Origin of the sequence: Lysobacter sp. FW306-1B-D06B (assembly GCF_038446665.1) — a bacterium.
GTDB lineage: Bacteria > Pseudomonadota > Gammaproteobacteria > Xanthomonadales > Xanthomonadaceae > Lysobacter_J.
The window spans coordinates 3,594,547-3,615,418 of the sequence record NZ_CP151802.1 but is presented as its reverse complement, the minus strand read 5'-3'; the positions used below and the strand labels follow the sequence as shown (position 1 = coordinate 3,615,418).

General features: G+C 66.0%; 16 protein-coding genes and 5 tRNA genes. 14 read left to right on the top strand and 7 right to left on the bottom strand.

The features are described from left to right. Nucleotides 1-2 precede the first annotated feature (2 nt). The 6 genes from AAFF32_RS16765 to AAFF32_RS16740 all read right to left on the bottom strand — a co-directional run bounded on the left by AAFF32_RS16765 (nucleotide 3) and on the right by AAFF32_RS16740 (nucleotide 8,495). On the bottom strand, nucleotides 3-446 hold the full coding sequence (locus AAFF32_RS16765) for a hypothetical protein (protein WP_342315805.1): 444 nt from the start codon (nucleotides 444-446) through the stop codon (nucleotides 3-5). Nucleotides 447-827: 381 nt separating this feature from the next. Then, nucleotides 828-2,357 carry an exopolyphosphatase gene (ppx, locus tag AAFF32_RS16760; RefSeq protein WP_342315804.1) on the bottom strand — a complete coding sequence of 510 codons (1,530 nt, stop codon included), beginning with the start codon at nucleotides 2,355-2,357 and terminating at the stop codon, nucleotides 828-830. A gap of 70 nt (nucleotides 2,358-2,427) precedes the next feature. Continuing rightward, complete coding sequence (gene ppk1 / locus AAFF32_RS16755) at nucleotides 2,428-4,515, bottom strand: polyphosphate kinase 1 (protein ID WP_216962574.1); 2,088 nt, start codon at nucleotides 4,513-4,515, stop codon at nucleotides 2,428-2,430. Then, a complete protein-coding gene (gene phoR / locus AAFF32_RS16750) occupies nucleotides 4,512-5,840 on the bottom strand; it encodes a phosphate regulon sensor histidine kinase PhoR (protein WP_342315803.1) in 1,329 nt (442 codons plus the stop codon). Before phoR ends, ppk1 begins: the two co-directional genes overlap by 4 nt. A gap of 126 nt (nucleotides 5,841-5,966) precedes the next feature. Further along, nucleotides 5,967-6,674: a phosphate regulon transcriptional regulator PhoB gene (phoB, locus tag AAFF32_RS16745; RefSeq protein WP_216962568.1), complete on the bottom strand. Its 708-nt coding sequence runs from the start codon at nucleotides 6,672-6,674 to the stop codon at nucleotides 5,967-5,969. A 141-nt stretch (nucleotides 6,675-6,815) separates the two neighbouring features. Next, nucleotides 6,816-8,495, bottom strand: coding sequence for a M48 family metalloprotease (locus tag AAFF32_RS16740; protein ID WP_342317299.1), 1,680 nt, complete (start codon nucleotides 8,493-8,495; stop codon nucleotides 6,816-6,818). A 175-nt stretch (nucleotides 8,496-8,670) separates the two neighbouring features. On the opposite strand from AAFF32_RS16740, the gene grxC reads away from it, so the two are divergent. From grxC to AAFF32_RS16720, 4 genes are all read left to right on the top strand, one after another. Beyond that, a complete protein-coding gene (gene grxC / locus AAFF32_RS16735) occupies nucleotides 8,671-8,973 on the top strand; it encodes a glutaredoxin 3 (protein ID WP_254200521.1) in 303 nt (100 codons plus the stop codon). 111 nt (nucleotides 8,974-9,084) lie between these two features. Further along, nucleotides 9,085-9,471 carry a carboxymuconolactone decarboxylase family protein gene (locus tag AAFF32_RS16730; RefSeq protein WP_216962562.1) on the top strand — a complete coding sequence of 129 codons (387 nt, stop codon included), beginning with the start codon at nucleotides 9,085-9,087 and terminating at the stop codon, nucleotides 9,469-9,471. 200 nt (nucleotides 9,472-9,671) lie between these two features. After that, nucleotides 9,672-10,679 carry an isocitrate dehydrogenase gene (locus tag AAFF32_RS16725; protein WP_216962559.1) on the top strand — a complete coding sequence of 336 codons (1,008 nt, stop codon included), beginning with the start codon at nucleotides 9,672-9,674 and terminating at the stop codon, nucleotides 10,677-10,679. Nucleotides 10,680-10,990: 311 nt separating this feature from the next. Then, nucleotides 10,991-12,316: a Na+/H+ antiporter NhaC family protein gene (locus AAFF32_RS16720; RefSeq protein ID WP_216962557.1), complete on the top strand. Its 1,326-nt coding sequence runs from the start codon at nucleotides 10,991-10,993 to the stop codon at nucleotides 12,314-12,316. 73 nt (nucleotides 12,317-12,389) lie between these two features. Here AAFF32_RS16720 and AAFF32_RS16715 read toward each other — a convergent pair whose 3' ends face one another. Further along, the gene (locus AAFF32_RS16715; protein ID WP_216962554.1) at nucleotides 12,390-13,154 is read right to left on the bottom strand and encodes a Bax inhibitor-1/YccA family protein; all 765 of its coding nucleotides are present in this window, start codon (nucleotides 13,152-13,154) and stop codon (nucleotides 12,390-12,392) included. 142 nt (nucleotides 13,155-13,296) lie between these two features. Here AAFF32_RS16715 and AAFF32_RS16710 point away from each other — a divergent pair. The 10 genes from AAFF32_RS16710 to AAFF32_RS16665 all read left to right on the top strand — a co-directional run bounded on the left by AAFF32_RS16710 (nucleotide 13,297) and on the right by AAFF32_RS16665 (nucleotide 20,863). Beyond that, nucleotides 13,297-13,373: transfer RNA gene (locus tag AAFF32_RS16710), tRNA-Pro, on the top strand. A 65-nt stretch (nucleotides 13,374-13,438) separates the two neighbouring features. Next, nucleotides 13,439-13,515 (top strand) — tRNA-Arg (locus AAFF32_RS16705). Between the two features lie 35 nt (nucleotides 13,516-13,550). Continuing rightward, nucleotides 13,551-13,627: transfer RNA gene (locus tag AAFF32_RS16700), tRNA-His, on the top strand. 53 nt (nucleotides 13,628-13,680) lie between these two features. Further along, a tRNA-Lys gene (locus tag AAFF32_RS16695) sits at nucleotides 13,681-13,756 on the top strand. A gap of 107 nt (nucleotides 13,757-13,863) precedes the next feature. Then, nucleotides 13,864-13,948 (top strand) — tRNA-Leu (locus AAFF32_RS16690). Between the two features lie 272 nt (nucleotides 13,949-14,220). Beyond that, on the top strand, nucleotides 14,221-15,522 hold the full coding sequence (gene tig, locus AAFF32_RS16685) for a trigger factor (protein ID WP_216962551.1): 1,302 nt from the start codon (nucleotides 14,221-14,223) through the stop codon (nucleotides 15,520-15,522). Nucleotides 15,523-15,659: 137 nt separating this feature from the next. Next, nucleotides 15,660-16,286 (top strand): ATP-dependent Clp endopeptidase proteolytic subunit ClpP, encoded by a 627-nt coding sequence (gene clpP, locus AAFF32_RS16680; RefSeq protein WP_115842923.1) that lies wholly within the window; start codon nucleotides 15,660-15,662, stop codon nucleotides 16,284-16,286. A gap of 147 nt (nucleotides 16,287-16,433) precedes the next feature. Further along, nucleotides 16,434-17,723: an ATP-dependent Clp protease ATP-binding subunit ClpX gene (gene clpX / locus AAFF32_RS16675; protein ID WP_216962548.1), complete on the top strand. Its 1,290-nt coding sequence runs from the start codon at nucleotides 16,434-16,436 to the stop codon at nucleotides 17,721-17,723. Nucleotides 17,724-17,933: 210 nt separating this feature from the next. Next, entirely contained in the window at nucleotides 17,934-20,369 is a 2,436-nt protein-coding gene (gene lon / locus AAFF32_RS16670) for an endopeptidase La (RefSeq protein ID WP_216962545.1), read from the top strand. 221 nt (nucleotides 20,370-20,590) lie between these two features. Beyond that, nucleotides 20,591-20,863 (top strand): HU family DNA-binding protein, encoded by a 273-nt coding sequence (locus AAFF32_RS16665; RefSeq protein ID WP_115842926.1) that lies wholly within the window; start codon nucleotides 20,591-20,593, stop codon nucleotides 20,861-20,863. Nucleotides 20,864-20,872 lie beyond the last annotated feature (9 nt).

Here is a 20,872-nt window from a genome sequence, read left to right as displayed (position 1 = left end):
GTTTAGTTCAAAAGCAGCATCAGGGCTGGCGTGATATCGCGAACTCGGCTTTGAACGGTCAGTGCCGGGGAGCTTGATCCCTTGGCAAAGTAGTTGTCTCCGCTGAATGTCGCGGAGAACGTGTAATTGCCTGGCGACGACGGGAGCGTGTATTTCAGCGAGTAGGTGCTGGTGTTGAATCCGTAGTAGTAGAACCGTACGCCGCCGCTATCCACTTGAGCCTTTTGCTGTTGAGGTCCCGTGTTTGAGGGAGTGATTTGCCTGCTTCCAATGAGGTTCTGCCCGGAGAAGATGCTGACGGTTCCGCCGGTTTCAGTGTGCTTCGGATTCCACGGGTCGTAGTTCTTATCGGCTGTTAGGCATGACACCGAAAACGAGCCGACGGGTGCTTCAAGTAGGGCGATCAGGGTGACTTCTTGGCCTGGCCGGGGATTCTCCGGCTCCATGCGGATCGAGATCGTGGTGTCATTGCTTTGAAATCGGCCAGCGTCTTGGCAGGCAGCGAAGGTAATGCCTGAGTAGAGCAGTAGCAGGGCTGGTCCTATGCATCTGTATCGCAACATACGTTCCTCGCGTGTTGGCTTTATGGGCCAATGGAAGGTGCAGTTCGGAGGAGCTTCGCTTGAACTGCCCAACTTTCCTTTGGCGAGGAGGAGCGTGTCGGCGATCAACGCTCGGAGCAATGAGAAAAGTGCATCTACCTTCGTAGTGAAAGGACGAGCATTGCGCTCTCGACATCGCGAAAGCGCCTGGTCAGACGGCGAAGGTAGAAAGGAGCCTGGACTCGGCTCAATCAGTGCTGAAGCGGGACAAGCGACCGCTGTCGATCAATTGGCACTGAGTTGAAGCGACAGGCCCAAGCCGCCGATATCTTCCGGCTCACCTTCCAAATCCGCGCGAACCAACGGACGCGCATCAAGCCAGCGCCGCGATACGGTCAGCGTGAGCGTATTGCCTTCGGCGCGCGCGTCCAGCTGCGGAATCGGATCGGCCTCGTGCGCGCGGTGCAGCAGCACCGCCAGTCGTAGTAGTGCGGCCAGCCTGCGCGCCGATGTGAGCAGGCGGTCCGGCAGTGCATCGAATGCGGACTTGGGAATGTTGCGCCGATGCGTGCGCACCAGCGCCGCGAGGAACTGCTGCTGTTGCCGAGAGAAACCCGCGATGTCCGAATGCTCGACGATGTACGCGCCGTGCACGTGGTACTGGCTGTGCGCGATCGCCAAGCCCAGTTCGTGCAGGCGCGCGGCGCGTTGCAGCATGAGGTTGTCGTCGGCGTCCAGCGACCACGCCTGCGCGACCTGCTCGAACAAGCGCATCGCCGTGCCGGCCACGCGCCGCGCCTGGCTGTCGTCGATGCCGTAGCGTTGCATCAGCGCGGCCACCGAGGCATCGCGCGGATCGTCCGCGCCGCCGCGACCGAGCATGTCGTACAGCACGCCTTCGCGCATCGCCGCCTTGCTCACGGCCATGCGCTTGAGGCCCAGCGCGTCGAACGCGGCTTCCAGGATCAGCACGCCGCCGGCGATCACCGGGCGGCGGTCGGCGGACAGGCCGGGCAGGTCGATGGCCTCGATGCGGTCGGCTTGCAGCAACCGGTCGCGCAATACCGGCAGCGCTTCGGCCGTGACTGCGCCCTTGGTCAGCTTCATCGCCGCGCAGATGTCGCCGATGGCCTTGTTGGTGCCGGACGAACCCAGCGCTTCATTCCAGCCCAGCGCACGGTACGTGCCGGCGAACTGCTGGAACTCGGCGGTGACTTCGGTCAGCGCTTCCTTCCACTTCTTGCGCGAGAGCTTGCCGTTCTCGAAGAAGCGACGCGTGGTCGCGATGCAGCCCAACTGCAGGCTCTCGCGCTCGATCGCCTCGAAGCCGGAGCCGATGATGCATTCGGTCGAACCGCCACCGATGTCGATCACCATGCGCAGCTCGCCCGGGCGCGCGGGCTGCGCGTGGGCGACGCCAAGGTAGATCAGGCGCGCCTCCTCGCGGCCGGCGACGACTTCGATAGCGTGGCCCAGTGCGGTTTCGGCCGGCATCAGGAACGCCTGCGGCACCGCGAGGCGGCGCACGGTGTTGGTGGCGATGGCGCGCACGCGCTGCGGCGGGATGTCGCGGATGCGCTGGCCGAAGCGGGCCAGGCATTCGAGCGCGCGCTGGCGCACTTCAGGCGACAGGCCGCCCTTGCGGTCCAGGCCTTCGGCCAGGCGCACGGTTTCGCGCAGACGGTCCACGATGCGCAGCTGGCCGAGCACGTAGCGCGCGACCACCATGTGGAAACTGTTGGAGCCCAGGTCGACGGCGGCCAGGAGGTCGCCATCGACGAGCGGCAGTTTGCTGGTGGGGAAGGCGTCGCTCATGCGTACATGATCCCCGTTCAGCGGTGGTGGCGTCCATCCATGGCCAGATCGCGGGCGAGATCGCGCCGCATCAGGCGCCGACGTTGCCCAGCAGCGACAGCTGTGCCGAGTGCGGCGTCTCGCCTTCGCCCGGCGTGAGCCGCTCGTAGTGGCCGTCGGGTTGCAGGGTCCAGGCGGTGCAGTTGTCGGCGAGGTAATTGGCCAGCGCCTCCTCGTACACGCGCGTGGCCAGCTCCGGCGCGAGGATCGGGAAACCCGTCTCGATGCGGCGCAGCAGGTTGCGTTCGAGCCAGTCGGCGCTGGAGCAGAACAGGTCCGGGTCGCCGTCGTTGGCGAACCAGTAGATGCGATGGTGCTCGAGGAAGCGGCCGACGATGGAGCGCACGCGGATGTTTTCCGAAATGCCCGGCAGCCCCGGTCGCACGGTGCACGCACCGCGCACGATCAGGTCGATCTGCACGCCCGCCTGCGAGGCCTGGTAGAGCGCACGCACGACCTGCGGCTCGTTGAGGGCGTTCATCTTGGCGATGATGCGCGCGGGCTTTCCGGCCTTGGCGTGGCGGGTTTCGCGGTCGATGCGCTTGAGCACGCCGGCGTGCAGCGTGAAGGGCGACTGCAGCAGGCGCTTGAGCTTCATGCTCGGCGCCAGGCCCGACAGCTGCTGGAAGATGAGGTGCACGTCGTTGCCGATGTCGGCATCGGCCGTGAACAGTCCGAAGTCGGTGTAAACGCGCGCGGTGCCGCTGTGGTAATTGCCGGTGCCCAGGTGCACGTAGCGGCGCAGCCGGCGGCCTTCGCGACGCACGATGAGCATCATCTTCGCGTGCGTCTTGTAGCCCACCACGCCGTACACCACCTGCACGCCGGCGTCCTGCAGGCGATCGGCAAGCCCGAGGTTGGCCTCCTCGTCGAAGCGCGCGCGCAGCTCGACCACCACCGTCACGTCCTTGCCGTTGCGCGCGGCCTGCACGAGGCTGTCGACGATCTGCGATTCCTTGCCGGTGCGGTACAGCGTCTGCTTGATCGCCAGCACGTTGGGGTCTTCGGAGGCCTGCTTGAGCAGTTCCAGCACCGGCGTGAAGGCGTCGAAGGGGTGGTGCAGCAGCACGTCGCCTTCGGCGATCTTGTCGAACATCGCCTCCACGCCCGACAGCTGGCGCGGCTGGAACGGCAGGAACTTCAGATCCGGGCGCTGCACCAGATCGTAGACCTGGATGACGCGGTTGAGGTTGACCGGGCCGTTGATGCGATAGACGGCGTTCTCGGTGAGGTCGAAGTTCTCCAGCAGCGTGCGCACGATGTCGTCCGGGCACTGCTCGGCGATCTCCAGCCGCACCGCGCGCAGGTAGCCGCGGCCGACGAGTTCGTCGCGCAGGGCGAGCGCGAGGTTCTCCACTTCGTCCTCGTCGACGATGAGTTCGGAATTGCGCGTGACGCGGAACTGGTACGCGCCCTTGACCTGCATGCCGGGGAACAGCTCGTCGACGAACGCCGACAGCACTGCCGAGAGGAACACGAAATCGTGCTTGCCGCCGGAGACGTCCTCGGGAATCTGGATGATGCGCGGCAACGAGCGCGGCGCGCGCACGATGGCCAGGTGGCCCTCGCGGCCGAATGCGTCCTTGCCCTTGAGCACGACGACGATGTTCAGCGACTTGTTGAGGATCTTCGGGAACGGATGCGCCGGGTCCAGGCCCAGCGGCGACAGCACCGGCATGATCTCGTCGCGGAAGTACTCGCGCAGCCACTGCGTCTGCTGTTCGCTCCAGCCGTCGCGATGCATCACGCGCACGCCGGCTTCGTCCAGCGCAGGACGCAGCACGTTGTTCCAACATTCGTACTGCTGCTGGACCAGGTGCGCGGCGCGTTCGTGGATGCGCGCCAGCACGGTGGCGGGCGAGAGGCCGTCCGGTCCCGGCGGGACGCCCAGGTCCTGTGCGTGGCGCAGCGTGCCGGCGCGGATTTCGAAGAACTCGTCGAGGTTGGTGCACGAGATGCACAGGTAGCGCAGCCGCTCCAGCAAGGGCACCTGCGGGTCCTGCGCCTGCGCCAGCACGCGGAAGTTGAAGTCCAGCGCCGACAATTCGCGATTGAAGTACAGCTCGCTGTCGCGCAGCGGATCGGTGTCGAGCGCGGTGCTTTCCACGGCGGCATTCATGGCAAAACCTCCGACAGCGCGAGGTCGTCGCGCGGGCGCACGCGTTCGGCGCCGAAGTGACAGGAGAACGTGCTGCCGCGACCGACCTCGCTGGTGATCTCCAGCCGCGCCTGGTGCAGGTTGAGCACATGCTTGACGATGGACAAGCCGAGTCCCGTGCCGCCGCTTTCTCGCGAGCGGCTGGTGGAAACGCGGTAGAAGCGTTCGGTGATTCGCGGCAGGTGCGCGGCGGGAATGCCGTATCCGCTGTCGACGACTTCCAGCACCGCGCCCTTGCCTTCGGGGCGGAAGCGGATGCGGATCGTGCCGCCGGCCGGCGTGTAGCGCACGGCGTTGCTCACCAGGTTGGAGAACGCGCTGTGCAGTTCCTTGTTGGAACCCCACAGATCGCAGCCGGTCGCGTCTTCGACGATGACTTCGTGGCGGCCGTGGCTCAGCGCGACGGCTTCACGCCGCAGCGTCGCCAGCATCGGCGCCATCGCGACGGTTTCCTCGGCCGGCAGGCTGTCCTGCGATTCCAGGCGCGAGAGCATCAGCAGGTCTTCCACCAGCTGGGTCATGCGCTGCGACTGACGCTGCATTTCGGCCAGCATCGGCGCCCAGTCCGGATGCTCCTCAGGATCGAGCATGTCGAGGTAACCGTGCACGACGGTCAGCGGCGTGCGCAGTTCGTGCGAGACGTTAGCGACGAAATCGCGGCGCATCTGTTCCAGTTGCAGCAGGCGGCTGACATCACGCGCGACCAGCATCCACAGGTCGTCGGAGTACGGGATCAGGCGCAGGCTGAGCGTCGCGGCGGGGTTCCAAGGCGAGGCGATTTCCAGCGTTTCCGCGTTGCGTCCGGAGGCGAGCCAGTGCGAGAGCTGCAGCGGCTGCAAACGCTGCGCGAGCGGCGCACCGATGTCGCGCGGATAGCGCAGTTGCAGCAGGCTGGTGGCCGATTCGTTGAACCACTGGATGCGCTGGCTGTTGCGCTCCACGACGACGATGGCGTCGGGCATTGCCGCGGCGGCGGCGCGGTAGGCGCGCAGCATCTCGATCAGGCGCTTCTTGCGCGCGCGCATTTCCTGCTGGCTGCGGTGCAGGAGGCGGTCGAGTTCGTTCCAGATGCCTTCGCCCAGTGGCGGCTTCAGGCGCTGGCGGGCGGTAAGGCGCAGCAACACGTTGCGCAGGCGCCAGTAGTGCCAGGCAACCACGCCGAGCGCGGCCACCGTGATGACCGGCCAGGGATACCCGATCAACAGGCCCAGCACTGCCGCGCCCGCCAGGATCAGGGCCAGCTGGCCAAGGGTGCGCAACCAGGCGGAATGGGCTCGGGGTGGCATGGGCTCTTCGGGAGTGGGGATTCGGGATTCGGGATTCGCAAGAGCGCGCGGTCTATGGATGGTAATCGGCCTGTATGAGGCTTTTTCGAATCTCCAATCCCGAATATCGAATCCCGGCGAAGGTCCTCACGCCTCCACCGAGGCCGAAAAGCGATAACCCGCGCCGCGCACCGTCTGCACCATGCCGTCGAGTTGATGCGGTTCCAGCGTTTTGCGCAGGCGGCGGATGTGCACGTCGACCGTGCGTTCCTCCACGTAGACGCTGCCGCCCCAGACGTGGTCGAGCAGCTGGGTGCGGGTGTAGACGCGCTCGGGGTGGGTCATGAAGAAGTGGAGCAGGCGGTACTCGGTGGGGCCGATCTGCACCGGCTGGTCGCCCTCGGCGGCGTGGGCGAACACGCGGTGGGCCGCGCCGTCGATGCGCAGCGGGCCAACGGCCACGCTGCCGTCCTCGTCGTCCTCGCGCGAGCGGCGCAGCACGGCGCGGATGCGCGCCAGCAGTTCGCGCGCGGAGAAGGGCTTGACCACGTAATCGTCCACGCCTGCTTCCAGGCCGCCGACGCGGTCGTTCTCCTCGCCGCGGGCGGTGAGCATGATGATGGGCACCTCGCGCGTCAGCTGGTCCTTGCGCCAACGGCGGGCGAGTTCCAGGCCGCTGGTGCCGGGCAGCATCCAGTCCAGCAGGATCAGGTCCGGCACGCGGTCGGCGATGGCGGCCTGCGCCTCGCGGGCGTCGCCGGCATGCACCGGCTCGTACTCGCCCTTGCGCAGGGCGAAGGACACCATGTCACGAATGGCGGGTTCGTCTTCGACGATCAGGATGCGCTTCTGCACGCGGTCACCGGGGGAGCGGATGGAGGGGCCTGCCTGCTGCAGGCCCTGCCGTGGGCGGTCCTGCCAAGCCGCGTCAGTACACTACCGTTTTGTGACGGGCGCATGACACCGTCATCCGCGCCATGACGCGCACAACGCCGCTTACTGGCGGCGCAGGTCTTCGTCCCGGATGCCCTGGCGCTTGAGTTCCAGCACCGTCGGCGTGATCGCCGCGATCCGCGCTTCGATCCGGGCGCGGGCGTAATAGTCGAGGTCGGAACGGCGCTTCAGCGTGTTCAGCTGGACCAGCGCCTGCTCCGGCCGTCCGTTCAGGTACGCAGCCTCGGCATACGCCTCGCCGGCGCGGACGGGGTCGCCCGCCATCTCGCACGCACGTGCGAATACCCGCTGGAAGGTCGCATCGTTGGCCGAGCTGCCCAGCAGGGGGCGGAGGATTTCCTGGGCGCGCTTCCCGGCCTGCGGGGTGTCGCGTTCGGCCAGCACGTCGGCATAGCTCAGGACGATCGCGCGGTTGTGCGGCGTCTGGCGCAGCAGGGCTTCGAAGCGGGCATCGGCCGAGTCGCGCTTGCCGGACCTGGCTTCGGCTTCGGCCAGCGCGAGGGTGATCCAGACATCGCCGGGATTCTTCTGCAACAGATCACCCAGCGCCGTGGCCGCGACCGCGGGCTGGTTGGCGCGAAGCCGGGCGAAGGCCAGGCCGTAGCGCTGGGCGTCGGTTTGTTTGCCGGCATCGCCCATGCGCTCGTACTCGCGGATGGCCTCACTGGGCGTATTCGCACTGAGCACGCGCAGGCGCTCGCGGGCGTAGTCGAAACGGCCGGTGCCGCCCGGGCCGAAAGCCGTGCCGAGGTTGGCCTGCAGGGTGGGCGGCAGCAGCGGATTGACCGCGCCGTCGCTCGGGAAATGCGGGCGTGGAGCGGTTTCCTTCTCGCACTGGGCCGGGCCGCTTGGATCGCGCACGCAGACCTCGGAGGTGCCCTGCTCGCGGCGGATGCGCGCCGCGCGGTCCTTGGCCTCGGTGATGCGGGTGATGGTGACCGGGTGCGTCATCAGCCAGTCCGGCGATTCGCCCCAGTAGTTGGCGCCGTTGCTGCGCGAGCGCGCCTGCATGATGGTGAAGAAGTCCGCCATCGCCTCCGGGTCGTAATCGCTGCGCGCCAGAGTCTGGATGCCCAGGCGGTCCGCTTCGGATTCGTTGGAGCGGGTGTAGTTGATCTGGCGCTGCTGCATCAGGCCCATGGCGCCGGCCATCGCAGCCTGTGCGGCGTCGTCGGAGGAATTGCTGTTGGATGCCTGGGCGGCCACGATCGCACCGAGCATCGCCAGCAGGATCGGCAACTGGTCGCGCTGCGCGCGCTCGGCGCCGCGCAGGACGTGCTGCTGGGTGACGTGGGCGATTTCGTGCGAGAGCACGCCGGCCACTTCGTCCTCCTTGTCGGCCGCCAGGATCAGCCCGGAATTCACGCCGATGTACCCGCCCAACGTGGCGAAGGCGTTGATCTGCCGTTCGCGCAACATGAAGAAGGTGAAGGGCTGCTTGGGCTTGTCGCTGTTGGCCGCAAGTCGGGTGCCGAGGGTTTCCAGCCAGCTGTCGATCAGCGGGTCTTCAAGCAGATAGTCGTAGTGCCGCAGCTGCGCCAGCATCATCGCGCCGTACTCTTCCTGCTGCCGTGGGGTCAGCAGTTCGCCCGCCGACGAGCCGATGTCGGGCAGGTTGGCTTCTTGCGCCGGCGCGCACAGGCTGGCGACGGCAAGGGTGAGAGCGGCGGTGAGCAGGGCGGTGCGGCGCAAGTGGACTCCCTCTGGACCCGGCGGCCCGATCGTTCCGCAGGATGCGGCTCGGCATGGGCGGCGGGATGAATCGCCTGTTAATCCTTTTACATCACGGCCCGGCGCATCCACGGGGTGCAGTGTTCCGCGCACGGGGTGGAAATGCCGCAGGGGCGAGCCCATATTCGACCACAGCCGCATCCATGAGTTCATGCAGGAGATTGTCTTGACCCATCCCGCCACCGCGCCGGGCGCTCCGGCGCCCGAGATCGTCATCTATACCACCGCGATCTGCCCGTACTGTGTCGCCGCCAAGAACTTCCTCAAGAGCAAGGGCCAGTCGTGGACCGAGATCCGCATCGACCTGGACCCGGCCCAGCGCGAGACGATGCTGGCGCGCGCCCGGCGCACCAGCGTTCCGCAGATTTTCATCGGCCAGACGCACGTGGGCGGCTATGACGACATGATCGCCCTGCATCGCGCCGGCGGGCTGGAACCGTTGCTGGGCGTGTCGGCGCGTCAAGCCTGACCCCGCAAGGCAGCGCGGTTCGCGTTGAGCGAAACTGACGCGCTGCAGGCCGCTGCCCCGCGTGAGGGCGGCCTCCCACCCTTTCCTTACCCATTCCCCACAAGGCGCCCCATGAGCACCGAAAACGACCGCGTCGCCGAATTCACCGCGTTCCGCAAGCGCATGAACGAGCGCATCCTGGCCGAACCCAACCAGGTCGTGCGCCGCTTCTTCGCACTGGACACGCAGACCTATCAGGCCGGCGCGCTGGATGTGAAGACCAAGGAACTGCTCGGGCTGGTCGCCTCGATGGTGCTGCGCTGCGACGACTGCATCAGTTACCACGTCGCCCAATGCAAGGAAGCCGGCGTGAACCGAGACGAGATGTTCGAGGCGTTCTCGGTGGGGCTGGTGGTGGGCGGCTCGATCGTGATCCCGCACCTGCGCCGCGCCGTGGACTTCCTGGACCGCCTGGAGCAAGGCGAAGCCGCTGCGCCGGCCGGGCACGACCACGGCTGAACGCGCGTCCCGCTGGGCCGAGTCTCCAGAACCCCGAAAAGCCCGCTTCGGCGGGCTTTTTTTCGTCCGCAGGCCGCTTCCCCGACTTTCGTCGGATTCCGCACGCCTGCAGGGCCCGGCCGCTTCCGGCATAATTCCGGGGCTCACCATCCGGCGCCGTACTCCCGTACCGGGCGCCCATCAGTCGGAAGAAACCCCCTATGACGCAGACGATTACGGTCATCCGTGGCGATGGCATTGGCCCGGAGATCATGGACGCCACCTTGCACGTCCTGGACTCGATGAACCTCGGGTTGCAGTACGAATTCGCCGATGCCGGCCTGGTCGCGCTGGAAAAGCACGGCGAACTGCTCCCGCAGGCCACGCTCGATTCCATCCGCAAGAACCGCATCGCGCTGAAGTCGCCGCTGACCACGCCGGTGGGCGAGGGCTTCAGCTCGATCAACGTCGAACTGCGCAAGCGCTTCGACCTGTACGCCAACGTGCGTCCGGCCAAGTCGTTCCCGAACACCAAATCGCGCTTCGCCGACGGCGTGGACCTGATCACCGTGCGCGAGAACACCGAAGGTGCGTACATCGGTGAAGGCCAGTCGCTCTCGGAAGACGGCGAAACCGCGCTGCTCACGCAGAAGGTGACCCGCCGCGGCTCCGAGCGCATCGTGCGCTACGCCTTCGAACTGGCCCGCAAGACCGGCCGCAAGAAGGTCACCGTCGTGCACAAGGCCAACATCCTGAAGTCGACGTCGGGCCTGTTCCTCAAGACCGCGCGTGCGGTGGCGGCGGAATACCCGGACATCGAGTGCAACGAGATGATCGTGGACAACACCTGCATGCAGCTGGTGATGCGTCCGGAGCAGTTCGACATCATCGTCACCACCAACCTGTTCGGCGACATCATCTCCGACCTGTGCGCCGGCCTCGTCGGCGGCCTGGGCCTGGCGCCGGGCGCGAACATCGGTACCGATGCGGCGATCTTCGAAGCCGTGCACGGCACCGCGCCGGACATCGCGGGGCAGGGCAAGGCCAATCCATGCGCGCTGCTGCTGGGCGCCGCGCAGATGCTCGACCACCTGGGCGAGTGCGAGAAGGCCGAGCGCCTGCGCGCGGCGATCATCGCCACGCTGGAAGCGAAGGACTCGTTGACCCCGGACCTGGGCGGCAGCGGCAACACCATGTCGTTCGCCAAGGCGATCGCCAGCCGGATCTGATCGGGCTGCATGGATCCACCTCGACGGGGCGCCTTCGGGCGCCCCGTTGCGTTTGGGGCACGGCAGGCAGTCAAGACGTCATCACCGCGGAGCCGGGGATCCAACTGTCGGATGCAACTATCCTTCTGCAGAGCGTGGCGTGCCGGACGGTTGGATTCCCGCCTTCGCGGGAATGACAGCCGACGGGCAGGCTCTCCGCGGCGCGCCAGCGCTGTCGCGCGCATGCTCGCCCTGTGTTCTGGTCGTGGACTCGACACCGTGCGCTTGCGGCCTCAGAATTCGCCGGCTTTTCGCTTCATACGGATAGAAAGATGAATCAGACCGTCCGGCCGAGCGCCATCGCGCTGGCGCCGCTGCTGGTATTCCTGGGGCTGTTCTTCGGCGCCGGCCTGTACTTCACCAGCCACGGCGAAGCGATGGGCTTCTACCAGCTGCGCGCCCCCGTCGCGATCCTGCCGGCGTTGGCGCTGGCAGCGTTCATCGCGTGGCGGCGCGGACTGAAGCCGCTGGAGACGCTCATCGAAGGCATGGGCGACCACAATGTCGTGCTGATGTGCCTGATCTTCCTGCTCGCCGGTGGCTTCGTGGAGGTGTCCAAGGCGATCGGCGCGGTGGACGCGATCGTCGCGCTCGGCATCGGGCACCTGCATCCGGCGCTGCTGCTGCCGGGGTTGTTCGTGGTGGCGGGTTTCATCTCGCTGTCGTTGGGCACTTCGATGGGCACCATCGCCGCGGTGGCGCCGATCGCGCTGGGCGTGTCCGACGCGTCGGGCCTGGATCGCGCGCTGGTGCTGGGCGCAGTCATCGGCGGTGCGACCTTCGGCGACAACCTTTCGGTGATCTCCGACACGGCGATCGTCGCCAGCCGCACGCAGGGCTGCACGATGCGGGAGAAGTTCCGCGAGAACCTGAAGTTCGCACTGCCCGCCGCGCTGTTGACCGTGGTCGTGCTGGGTTTCATCGGCGAAACCGCGCCGGTGCAGACGCTTGAGCCCGTGTCACCGTGGCTGATCGTGCCGTATGTGATCGTGCTCGGACTGGCCATGGCGGGTGTGGACGTGATCATCGTCCTCAGCCTGGGCCTGGTGATCGCGGGTGTGTTCGGAGCGTTCTTCGCCGACGAGTTCGGCGTCGCCGCCTACGCCACGCACATCTGGGAAGGCTTCGAGAGCATGGTGGAGATCATCCTGCTCTCGCTGCTGGTCGGCGGACTCGGCGCGCTGATGAAGGCGACCGGCGGGCTGGCATGGCTGGCGCAGGTGATCGGCAAGTTCGCGCGTGGACACAAGAGCCGCCGCGCAGGCGAGGTGAGCATCGCCACGCTGTCGGCCACGACGGACGTGTTCACTGCGAACAACACCGTCGCGATCCTCATCAGCGGCGGGCTTGCGCGCGACATCGCGCAGCAGCACGGCGTGCCTCCCGCGCGCGCAGCGAGCGTGCTCGATATCTTCGCCTGCGTGACGCAGGGCGTGTTGCCGTACGGCGCGCAGATCCTGCTGGCGGCGTCGCTGGGTGCGGTATCGCCACTGGCCCTGGCCGGGAGCGTGCATTACAGCTGGTTGCTGGGTGCCATCACGATCACGGCGATGCTCTGGCCGGCGCGCAAGGTCGCGCCGGCGCATGCGGCCGACTGAGCAAGCCTGCGTTGCGGGAAACGAAAAGGGCGCGGATTGCTCCGCGCCCTTTGTTCGTCCGGCGTATGCGAGGTCAGTTGCGCGACTGCAGCTTCGACAGCAGGCGCAGGAACTCCACGTACAGCCACACCAGCGTGACCATCAGGCCGAACGCGCCGTACCACTCCATGTACTTGGGCGCGTTCTGCTCGACGCCGGTCTCGATGAAGTCGAAGTCCAGCACCAGATTCAGCGCCGCGATCACCACCACGAACAGGCTGAAGCCAATACCGATCAGTCCGGATTCGTGGATGAAAGGAATGCGCACGCCGAAGAACGACAGCACGAACGAAGCCAGGTAGACCAGGGCGATGCCGCCCGTGGCGGCGACCACGCCGAGCTTGAAGTTCTCGGTGGCGCGAATCAGGCCCGAGCGGTACGCGAAGAGCAGCGCGAACAGCGTGCCGAAAGTCAGCAGGACCGCCTGCATCACGATGCCCGGGAAGCGGTGTTCGAAGATCGCCGAGATGGCGCCCAGGAAGAAGCCTTCGGTGAGCGCGTACATCGGCGCGGTCACCGGCGCCCATTCCTTCTTGAAGATCGTCGCCAGCGCGAACACCAGGCCGCCGATCGCGCCGCCCAGGACGTAGGGCATCGCGCCGACCGGGCCCTCCGCGGTGAACTGCACCTGGCTCCAGGCGAACGCGGCGGTGAGCACGCACAGCAGCAGAAGCAGGCCGGTCTTGTTGACCGTGCCGTTGAGCGTCATCGTCGCGCCATCGCGCTGGACCACCGTGCCGCTGGAAAGGTCCAGGAAGGTGCCTTCCTTCAATGCGGGATTGCCGCTGCGTCCGATCATGTCGTCCCCTGTCCGTGCTGAATTGGAAGCCCGGAGCATACAACGGCGCATCGCACCGCCCGCCATGCGTTGACAGCGGCGGGCGCTCCGGCCAGACTAGTCGGCCTTTCGCGGCGTTGGCGCGCAACGGAAGTCCCGGCCTCGGGGTATAGCTCAGCCTGGTAGAGCGCCAGCTTTGGGAGCTGGATGTCGTGGGTTCGAATCCCTCTGCCCCGACCATCCAGACAGAGCGGGAAAGTTCGACCACCGGATGCGGCGGGAGTGTCAGTTAAGATGCAACGCTGGCGCCCGTAGCTCAACCGGATAGAGCACCGGCCTTCTAAGCCTGTGGTTGTGGGTTCGAGTCCCGCCGGGCGCGCCACAAGTTGTAGAAAACACCGCAAAACAAGCTTTATGGTGGCTGTAGCTCAGTTGGTTAGAGTACTGGATTGTGATTCCAGATGTCGGGGGTTCGAGTCCCCTCAGCCACCCCAGATGTATTGGCGAAACAGAAAATAGTTGTTATAGTTTCGCTTCTAGTTGTTCCGGGCCGTTAGCTCAGTTGGTAGAGCAGTTGACTCTTAATCAATAGGTCCAAGGTTCGAATCCTTGACGGCCCACCAATCCGGAAAGCACCTGGTCCCCCAGGTGCTTTTTTCTTTTCCGGGGTTTCTCAATTCCCGGAAGCGCGGCCTAGAATGCCGCCGCGGCGTTCATCGCCCGCGTCGATGCGAAAGTGGCGGAATTGGTAGACGCCCTGGATTTAGGTTCCAGTGCCGCAAGGCGTGCGGGTTCGAGTCCCGCCTTTCGCACCAGCCTTCCTCAGTGATTGGCGGCCGGCCAAGTCGAGCGAGCGCTCGCGAGTGATGCTGCCGGCTGCCGGCAGCCAGGCGCCCGCGAGGAAAACCGGGGTCGGCGCCGAATCGGGGCGTGGTGTCCGGCGGGTCAGGCCCAGCGCTGGCACGACGGCCCGCAATCGGCGAAACTATTCCGTTCCGCTGGCCGCGAAGCATTCCGCCCGGGCCGCGGGCAGGACAGGACCATCAACATCGTGCCGCGGCAGGTCGCCGTGGTGGCAGGAGTGGATATGCAAGTTTCGGTCGAATCGCTCGGCAACCTCGAACGTCGCATGACTTTCAGCCTTCCGGCGGATCGTCTGGAAGCCGTGATCGGCGGCCGCCTGCGCGAAATCTCGCGTGGTGCCAAGATCAAGGGGTTCCGTCCCGGCAAGGTGCCGGCCAAGGTGATCGAGCAGCGCTTCGGCGCGCAGGTCCGCGCCGAGGCCCTCGATGGCCTGCTGCGCGAAGGTTTCAGCAACGCCGTCCGCCAGGAAGCGCTGCAGATTGCGGGCAATCCGCAGATCGCGCCGGCCCCGGGCTCGGACGACCAGCTCTCGTACGTGGCGACCTTCGAGGTCGTGCCGGACTTCGGCGACATCGACGTGACCAAGCTCAACGTCGTGCGCCACACCGCCGAAGTGACCGACACCGACATCGACGCGATGATCGAGAACCTGCGCCTGCAGCGTCGCACCTGGAACGCGGTCGATCGCGAAGCCGGCACCGGCGACGCCGTCGAGATCGAAACCTTCTCGCAGGTGGGCGATGAGCGCCTGCCGGCCGAGGGTGTCGAGCGTGGCGCGACCATCATCGGTTCGGCTGCCATGTTCCCGGCGATCGAATCGGCGCTGGTGGGCATGAAGGCCGACGACGAGAAGGCGGTGGACGTCGAGTTCCCGGCCGACTGGCGCGTGCCGGCGTTCGCTGGCAAGACGGTCAAGGTCAACCTGAAGGCCACGAAGGTTTCCGAGCCCGTGCTGCCGGAAGTGGACGCTGCCTTCATCAAGAGCTTTGGCGTGCGCAGCGGTGATGCCGACCAGTTCCGCGTCGACATCCGCAGCAACCTGGAGCGCGAGCTGAAGGGCGCGCTGATGACCCGCCTGCGTCGCGAAGTCGGCGAACAGCTCATCGCCGCCTACACACATGTCGAAATGCCGCCCAAGCTGGTCGAGGGCGAGGCGCGCGACATGGCCCGCCAGACCATCGAAACCGCACGTCGCCAGGGCCGTCCCATCGGCGAAATCCCGGCCGATGCGCACGTGGGCTTCATGGACGCCGCGCGCAAGCGCGTGCTGGTCGGCCTGCTGGTGGGCGAGATCGCCCGTCGCAACGAGCTGCGCCTGGAGTCCAAGCGCGTGACCGAGACGCTGAACCTGATCGCCTCGACCTATGAAGAGCCGCAGCAGGTCATCGAGCTGTACCGCAACGACCCGCAGCTGATGAACGGCCTGCAGGCCCGCGTGATGGAAGAGCAGGTGATCGACTGGATCGCCGAGCGCGCCCAGCACACCGAGCAGGCGCTGGCGTTCAACGAAGCGATCCGCCAGTAATCGTTGCAACGGCCGCGGTTCGCCGCGGCCGGCTCCATCGAAAGGACGCGCCCCTTGCGCTCCGGTCCGGTTGGCCCCAAGTTGACCGGACCGCGCTTCCCCAAGCGCCCCATATCCGATCCAAGGTGCCGTCGAACATGGACAACCTGACCAAAGCTTTGAACCTTGTCCCGATGGTGGTCGAACAGACCAGCCGGGGCGAGCGCGCCTACGACATCTATTCGCGCCTGCTCAAGGAGCGCGTGATCTTCCTCGTCGGTGGCGTGGACGACCATGTGGCGAACGTGATCGTCGCGCAGATGCTGTTCCTCGAGGCCGAGAACCCCGAGAAGGACATCAGCCTGTACATCAACTCGCCCGGCGGCGTGGTCACCGCCGGCCTGGCGATCTACGACACCATGCAGTACATCAAGCCGGACGTGAGCACGATCTGCGTCGGCCAGGCCGCCTCCATGGGCGCGCTGCTGCTGGCCGCCGGTGCAAAGGGCAAGCGCTATGCGCTGCCGAACTCGCGCGTGATGATCCATCAGCCCCTGGGCGGCTTCCAGGGCCAGGCGACGGACATCGACATCCACGCCCGTGAGATCCTGACCCTGCGCCAGCGCCTGAACGAGATCCTCGCCAAGCACACCGGCCAGGCGCTGGAGACCATCGCCCGGGACACCGAGCGCGATAACTTCAAGAGCGCCGAAGCGGCCCGCGAGTACGGCCTGGTCGACCAGGTCCTCGAGCGCCGCCCGGAAGACTCGATCCAGGCCGGCTGACGGCATTCCGGCCCTTGATCCACCCATGACCCGGACCGTGATCCGACCCGCGAGGCGGGCCGGATCGCTGTGTTATCCTCGGGCCGCACCACCTGAACGCGTCCGTCCACGGCGGGTTCGAGACACGAGCACCATTTGGACACAGGCATGAGCGACGACCGACAGGGCCGCAGCACCGGCGACAGCAACAAGATCCTTTACTGCTCGTTCTGCGGGAAAAGCCAGCACGAGGTCCGCAAGCTTATCGCGGGCCCGAGCGTGTTCATCTGCGATGAATGCGTGGAGCTGTGCAACGACATCATCCGCGAGGAGCTCGAGGAGAAGGCGCAGTCGGCCCGGAGCCACCTGCCCAAGCCGCGCGAGATCCTCGAGGTGCTCGACCAGTACGTGATCGGCCAGCAGCGCGCCAAGCGCACGCTCGCGGTCGCCGTGTACAACCATTACAAGCGCATCGAAAGCCGGCAGAAGAACGACGACGTCGAGCTGGCGAAGTCGAACATCCTGCTGGTCGGCCCGACCGGTTCGGGCAAGACGCTGCTGGCCGAAACGCTGGCGCGCCTGCTCAACGTGCCGTTCACCATTGCCGATGCCACCACGCTGACCGAAGCCGGCTATGTCGGCGAGGACGTGGAAAACATCATCCAGAAGCTGCTGCAGAAGTGCGACTACGACGTCGAGAAGGCGCAGCAGGGCATCGTCTACATCGACGAGATCGACAAGATCTCGCGCAAGAGCGACAACCCGTCGATCACGCGCGACGTGTCGGGTGAAGGCGTGCAGCAGGCGCTGCTCAAGCTCATCGAAGGCACCGTTGCAAGCGTTCCGCCGCAGGGCGGGCGCAAGCATCCGCAGCAGGAATTCCTGCAGGTCGACACGCGCAACATCCTGTTCGTCGTGGGTGGCGCGTTCGCCGGCCTGGACAAGATCATCCAGCAGCGCAGCACCGAGGCCGGCGGCATCGGTTTCGGCGCCAAGGTGAAGAGCAGCGAGCGCAAGAACGACATCGGCAAGCTGCTGGCGGACGTGGAGCCGGAAGACCTGATCAAGTTCGGCCTAATCCCCGAGTTCGTCGGCCGTCTGCCGGTGGTCGCCACGCTCGAGGAGCTGGACGAGACCGCGCTGGTCAAGATCCTGACCGAGCCGAAGAACGCCATCACCAAGCAGTTCAAGAAGCTGTTCGAGATGGAGAGCGTGGAGCTGGAGTTCCGCCCGGACGCCCTGGCCGCCATCGCGCGCAAGGCGCTCAAGCGCAAGACCGGTGCGCGCGGCCTGCGCACCATCGTCGAGTCGGTCCTGCTGGACACGATGTACGAGCTGCCGTCCCTGGAAAACGTCTCCAAGGTGGTCGTGGACGAGTCGGTCATCGACCACAAGACCGAGCCGTACCTGATCTACCAGACGCCTCCGGCGGCTCCCAAGGTCGCCTCGGCAGACTGACGGCGACGTGACCGGCGTCCCGCCTCCGGCATCTCGGAGGTGCGGCTAAGCGCCTGATTTTCAACGGATAAATGCCCCAGGCCCGCAGCATAGTCTGCGGGCCGCTTGCATCCGTTCGCGCCGGACCCCATAACCGTCGCCATGGGCTGCGCACGCCCACGAGACCTCCCGGGCGGTCACCGCCCGCACCCCGTTTTCCCGGAGTCCCCCATGACCGTTTCATCCGACCGCGAGACGCTCAATCTGCCGGTCCTGCCGCTGCGCGATGTCGTCGTGTTCCCGCACATGGTGATCCCGCTGTTCGTCGGCCGCGACAAGTCGATCCACGCGCTGGACCTGGCCATGGAGGCCGACAAGCGCATCCTGCTGGTCGCCCAGAAGTCCGCCGAGACCGACGACCCCGGCGCGGATGATCTCTATCAGGTCGGCACGCTCGCCCAGGTCCTGCAGCTGCTGAAGCTGCCCGACGGCACCATCAAGGTGCTGGTGGAAGGCGTCTCGCGCGTGAGCGTCCACGACGTCACCGAGCGCGACGGCGCGCTGAGCGGCCAGGCCGAAGTCGTCGAGCCGGACAACGATCGCGAGGAACGCGAGATCGAGGCGATCGCGCGCTCGCTGATGGGCCTGTTCGAGCAGTACGTGAAGACCAACCGGAAGCTCCCGCCGGAGCTGATGCAGACGCTGTCCGGCATCGACGAGCCCGGTCGCCTGGCTGACACCATCGCCGCCCATCTGGGCGTACGCATCGGCGACAAGCAGAAGCTGCTGGAGACGCACGGCATCGGCGCGCGCCTGGAGCAACTGGTCGGCCTGGTCGATGGCGAGATCGACGTGCAGCAGCTGGAAAAGCGCATCCGCGGCCGCGTGAAGTCGCAGATGGAGAAGAGCCAGCGCGAGTACTACCTCAACGAGCAGATGAAGGCGATCCAGAAGGAGCTCGGCGAGATCGACGACGCTCCCAACGACATCGACGAACTGACCCGCAAGATCGCCGAAGCCGGCATGCCCAAGCCGGTGGAAACCAAGGCCAAGGCCGAGCTCAACAAACTCAAGCAGATGTCGCCGATGTCCGCCGAAGCGGCCGTCGTGCGCAACTATCTTGATTGGCTGCTGGGCGTGCCGTGGAAGAAGCGCACCAAGGTGCGCAAGGACCTTAAGGCCGCGCAGGACGTGCTCGATGCCGACCACTTCGGTCTGGAGAAGGTCAAGGAACGCATCCTTGAATACCTCGCCGTGCAGTCGCGCGTGAAGCAGATGAAGGGCCCGATCCTGTGCCTGGTCGGACCGCCGGGCGTGGGCAAGACCTCGCTGGGCCAGTCGATCGCGAAGGCGACGAACCGCAAGTTCGTGCGCATGTCGCTGGGCGGCGTGCGCGACGAGGCCGAGATCCGCGGCCACCGTCGTACGTACGTGGGTTCGATGCCGGGCCGCATTGTGCAGAACCTCAACAAGATCGGCAGCAAGAACCCGCTGTTCGTGCTCGATGAGATCGACAAGATGTCGATGGACTTCCGCGGCGATCCGTCTTCGGCGCTGCTGGAAGTGCTCGATCCGGAACAGAACAACGCCTTCAACGATCATTATCTGGAGGTCGATCTCGACCTGTCGGAAGTGATGTTCGTCGCCACGTCCAACTCGCTCAACATTCCCGGTCCGCTGCTGGACCGCATGGAAGTGATCCGCATCCCGGGTTACACCGAGGAAGAGAAGCTCAACATCGCCATGCGTTATCTGCTGCCCAAGCAGATCAAGGGCAATGGTTTGAAGCCGGAAGAGCTCAAGGTCGCCGAAGGCGCGGTGCGCGACATCGTGCGGTACTACACGCGCGAATCCGGCGTGCGCAGCCTGGAGCGTGAGATCGCCAAGATCTGCCGCAAGGTGGTGAAGGAAATCGCGCTGGCCGGTCCGACGAAGAAGGGCATCAAGAAGGGCGCCGTCAACGTCACCTCCAAGAACCTGGACAAGTACCTCGGAGTGCGTCGCTTCGATTTCGGTCGCGCGGAAGAGCAGAACGAAGTCGGCCTGGTCACGGGCCTGGCCTGGACGGAAGTCGGCGGCGATCTGCTGCAGATCGAATCCACGCTCGTGCCGGGCAAGGGTCAGCTGCTGCTCACGGGCCAGCTCGGCGACGTGATGAAGGAATCGGCGTCCGCCGCGCTGTCGGTCGTGCGTGCGCGCACCGAGCAGCTCGGCATCGACCTCGACTTCCTGCAGAAGCACGACGTGCACGTGCACGTGCCGGAAGGTGCCACGCCGAAGGACGGCCCGAGCGCCGGTATCGCGATGGCGACCGCGCTGGTGTCCATGCTTACGCGTAACCCGGTGAAGGCCGATGTGGCGATGACCGGCGAGATCACGCTGCGCGGCCGCGTGCTGCCCATCGGCGGCCTGAAGGAGAAATTGCTGGCCGCGCTGCGCGGCGGCATCCGCACGGTGATCATCCCCGACGAGAACCGCAAGGACCTTGCCGATCTTCCGAAGGCCGTGACGCAGGGAATGAAGATCATCCCGGTGAAGTGGATCGACGAAGTGCTGGGCATCGCTCTGGAACGCGCACCGACGCCTGCGCCTGCGGCGTCGGGCAAGGAAGAAGTGCCGGTGCGCGACGGTGCCAAGACGGTCACGCAGACCGACGTCAAGCATTGATTCCCACCGCCTGTCGGATGCAACCCAAAAACGCTGGAAGCCGCGCCACAGCTAGGTTTCCAGCTTGCGACGCCAAAATGCCGCTGGTATAACGGCTGCGGACCGCGCAGGCCATTGCAGCGCAATGGCTGCGCGGCAAGAGTCGATCGGGGGGAACGCCTTCGATTACATGCTGCTTCTTACGAACATGCGGCATCAATCCGCACAGGGAGTCGAAACGAATGAACAAGGCTGAGTTTGTTGGCGCCGTTGCCGAGGCCGCCGAGCTGTCCAAGACCGACGCTGCCAACGCCGTCGATGCCATGATCAATGTCGTGACCAAGGCGCTGAAGAAGGGCGACACGGTCACGCTGGTCGGCTTCGGCACCTTCCAGGTCCGCAAGCGCGCCGCCCGCCAGGGCCGCAATCCGAAGACCGGCGAGACGATCAAGATCAAGGCCTCGAAGAATCCGTCCTTCAAGGCTGGCAAGGCGCTCAAGGATGCCGTAAACTAAGCGACTCGC

Excerpts from the sequence above, each read along its gene's own strand:
- AAFF32_RS16765 (WP_342315805.1), bottom strand. The coding sequence starts at position 446 with ATGGAGCCGGAGAATCCCCGGCCAGGCCAAGAAGTCACCCTGATCGCC.
- ppk1 (WP_216962574.1), bottom strand. The coding sequence starts at position 4,515 with ATGAATGCCGCCGTGGAAAGCACCGCGCTCGACACCGATCCGCTGCGC.
- AAFF32_RS16720 (WP_216962557.1), top strand. The coding sequence starts at position 10,991 with ATGAATCAGACCGTCCGGCCGAGCGCCATCGCGCTGGCGCCGCTGCTG.
- AAFF32_RS16665 (WP_115842926.1), top strand. The coding sequence starts at position 20,591 with ATGAACAAGGCTGAGTTTGTTGGCGCCGTTGCCGAGGCCGCCGAGCTG.
- AAFF32_RS16715 (WP_216962554.1), bottom strand. The coding sequence starts at position 13,154 with ATGATCGGACGCAGCGGCAATCCCGCATTGAAGGAAGGCACCTTCCTG.
- clpX (WP_216962548.1), top strand. The coding sequence starts at position 16,434 with ATGAGCGACGACCGACAGGGCCGCAGCACCGGCGACAGCAACAAGATC.
- AAFF32_RS16725 (WP_216962559.1), top strand. The coding sequence starts at position 9,672 with ATGACGCAGACGATTACGGTCATCCGTGGCGATGGCATTGGCCCGGAG.
- AAFF32_RS16730 (WP_216962562.1), top strand. The coding sequence starts at position 9,085 with ATGAGCACCGAAAACGACCGCGTCGCCGAATTCACCGCGTTCCGCAAG.
- clpP (WP_115842923.1), top strand. The coding sequence starts at position 15,660 with ATGGACAACCTGACCAAAGCTTTGAACCTTGTCCCGATGGTGGTCGAA.
- lon (WP_216962545.1), top strand. The coding sequence starts at position 17,934 with ATGACCGTTTCATCCGACCGCGAGACGCTCAATCTGCCGGTCCTGCCG.
- tig (WP_216962551.1), top strand. The coding sequence starts at position 14,221 with ATGCAAGTTTCGGTCGAATCGCTCGGCAACCTCGAACGTCGCATGACT.
- ppx (WP_342315804.1), bottom strand. The coding sequence starts at position 2,357 with ATGAGCGACGCCTTCCCCACCAGCAAACTGCCGCTCGTCGATGGCGAC.
- phoR (WP_342315803.1), bottom strand. The coding sequence starts at position 5,840 with ATGCCACCCCGAGCCCATTCCGCCTGGTTGCGCACCCTTGGCCAGCTG.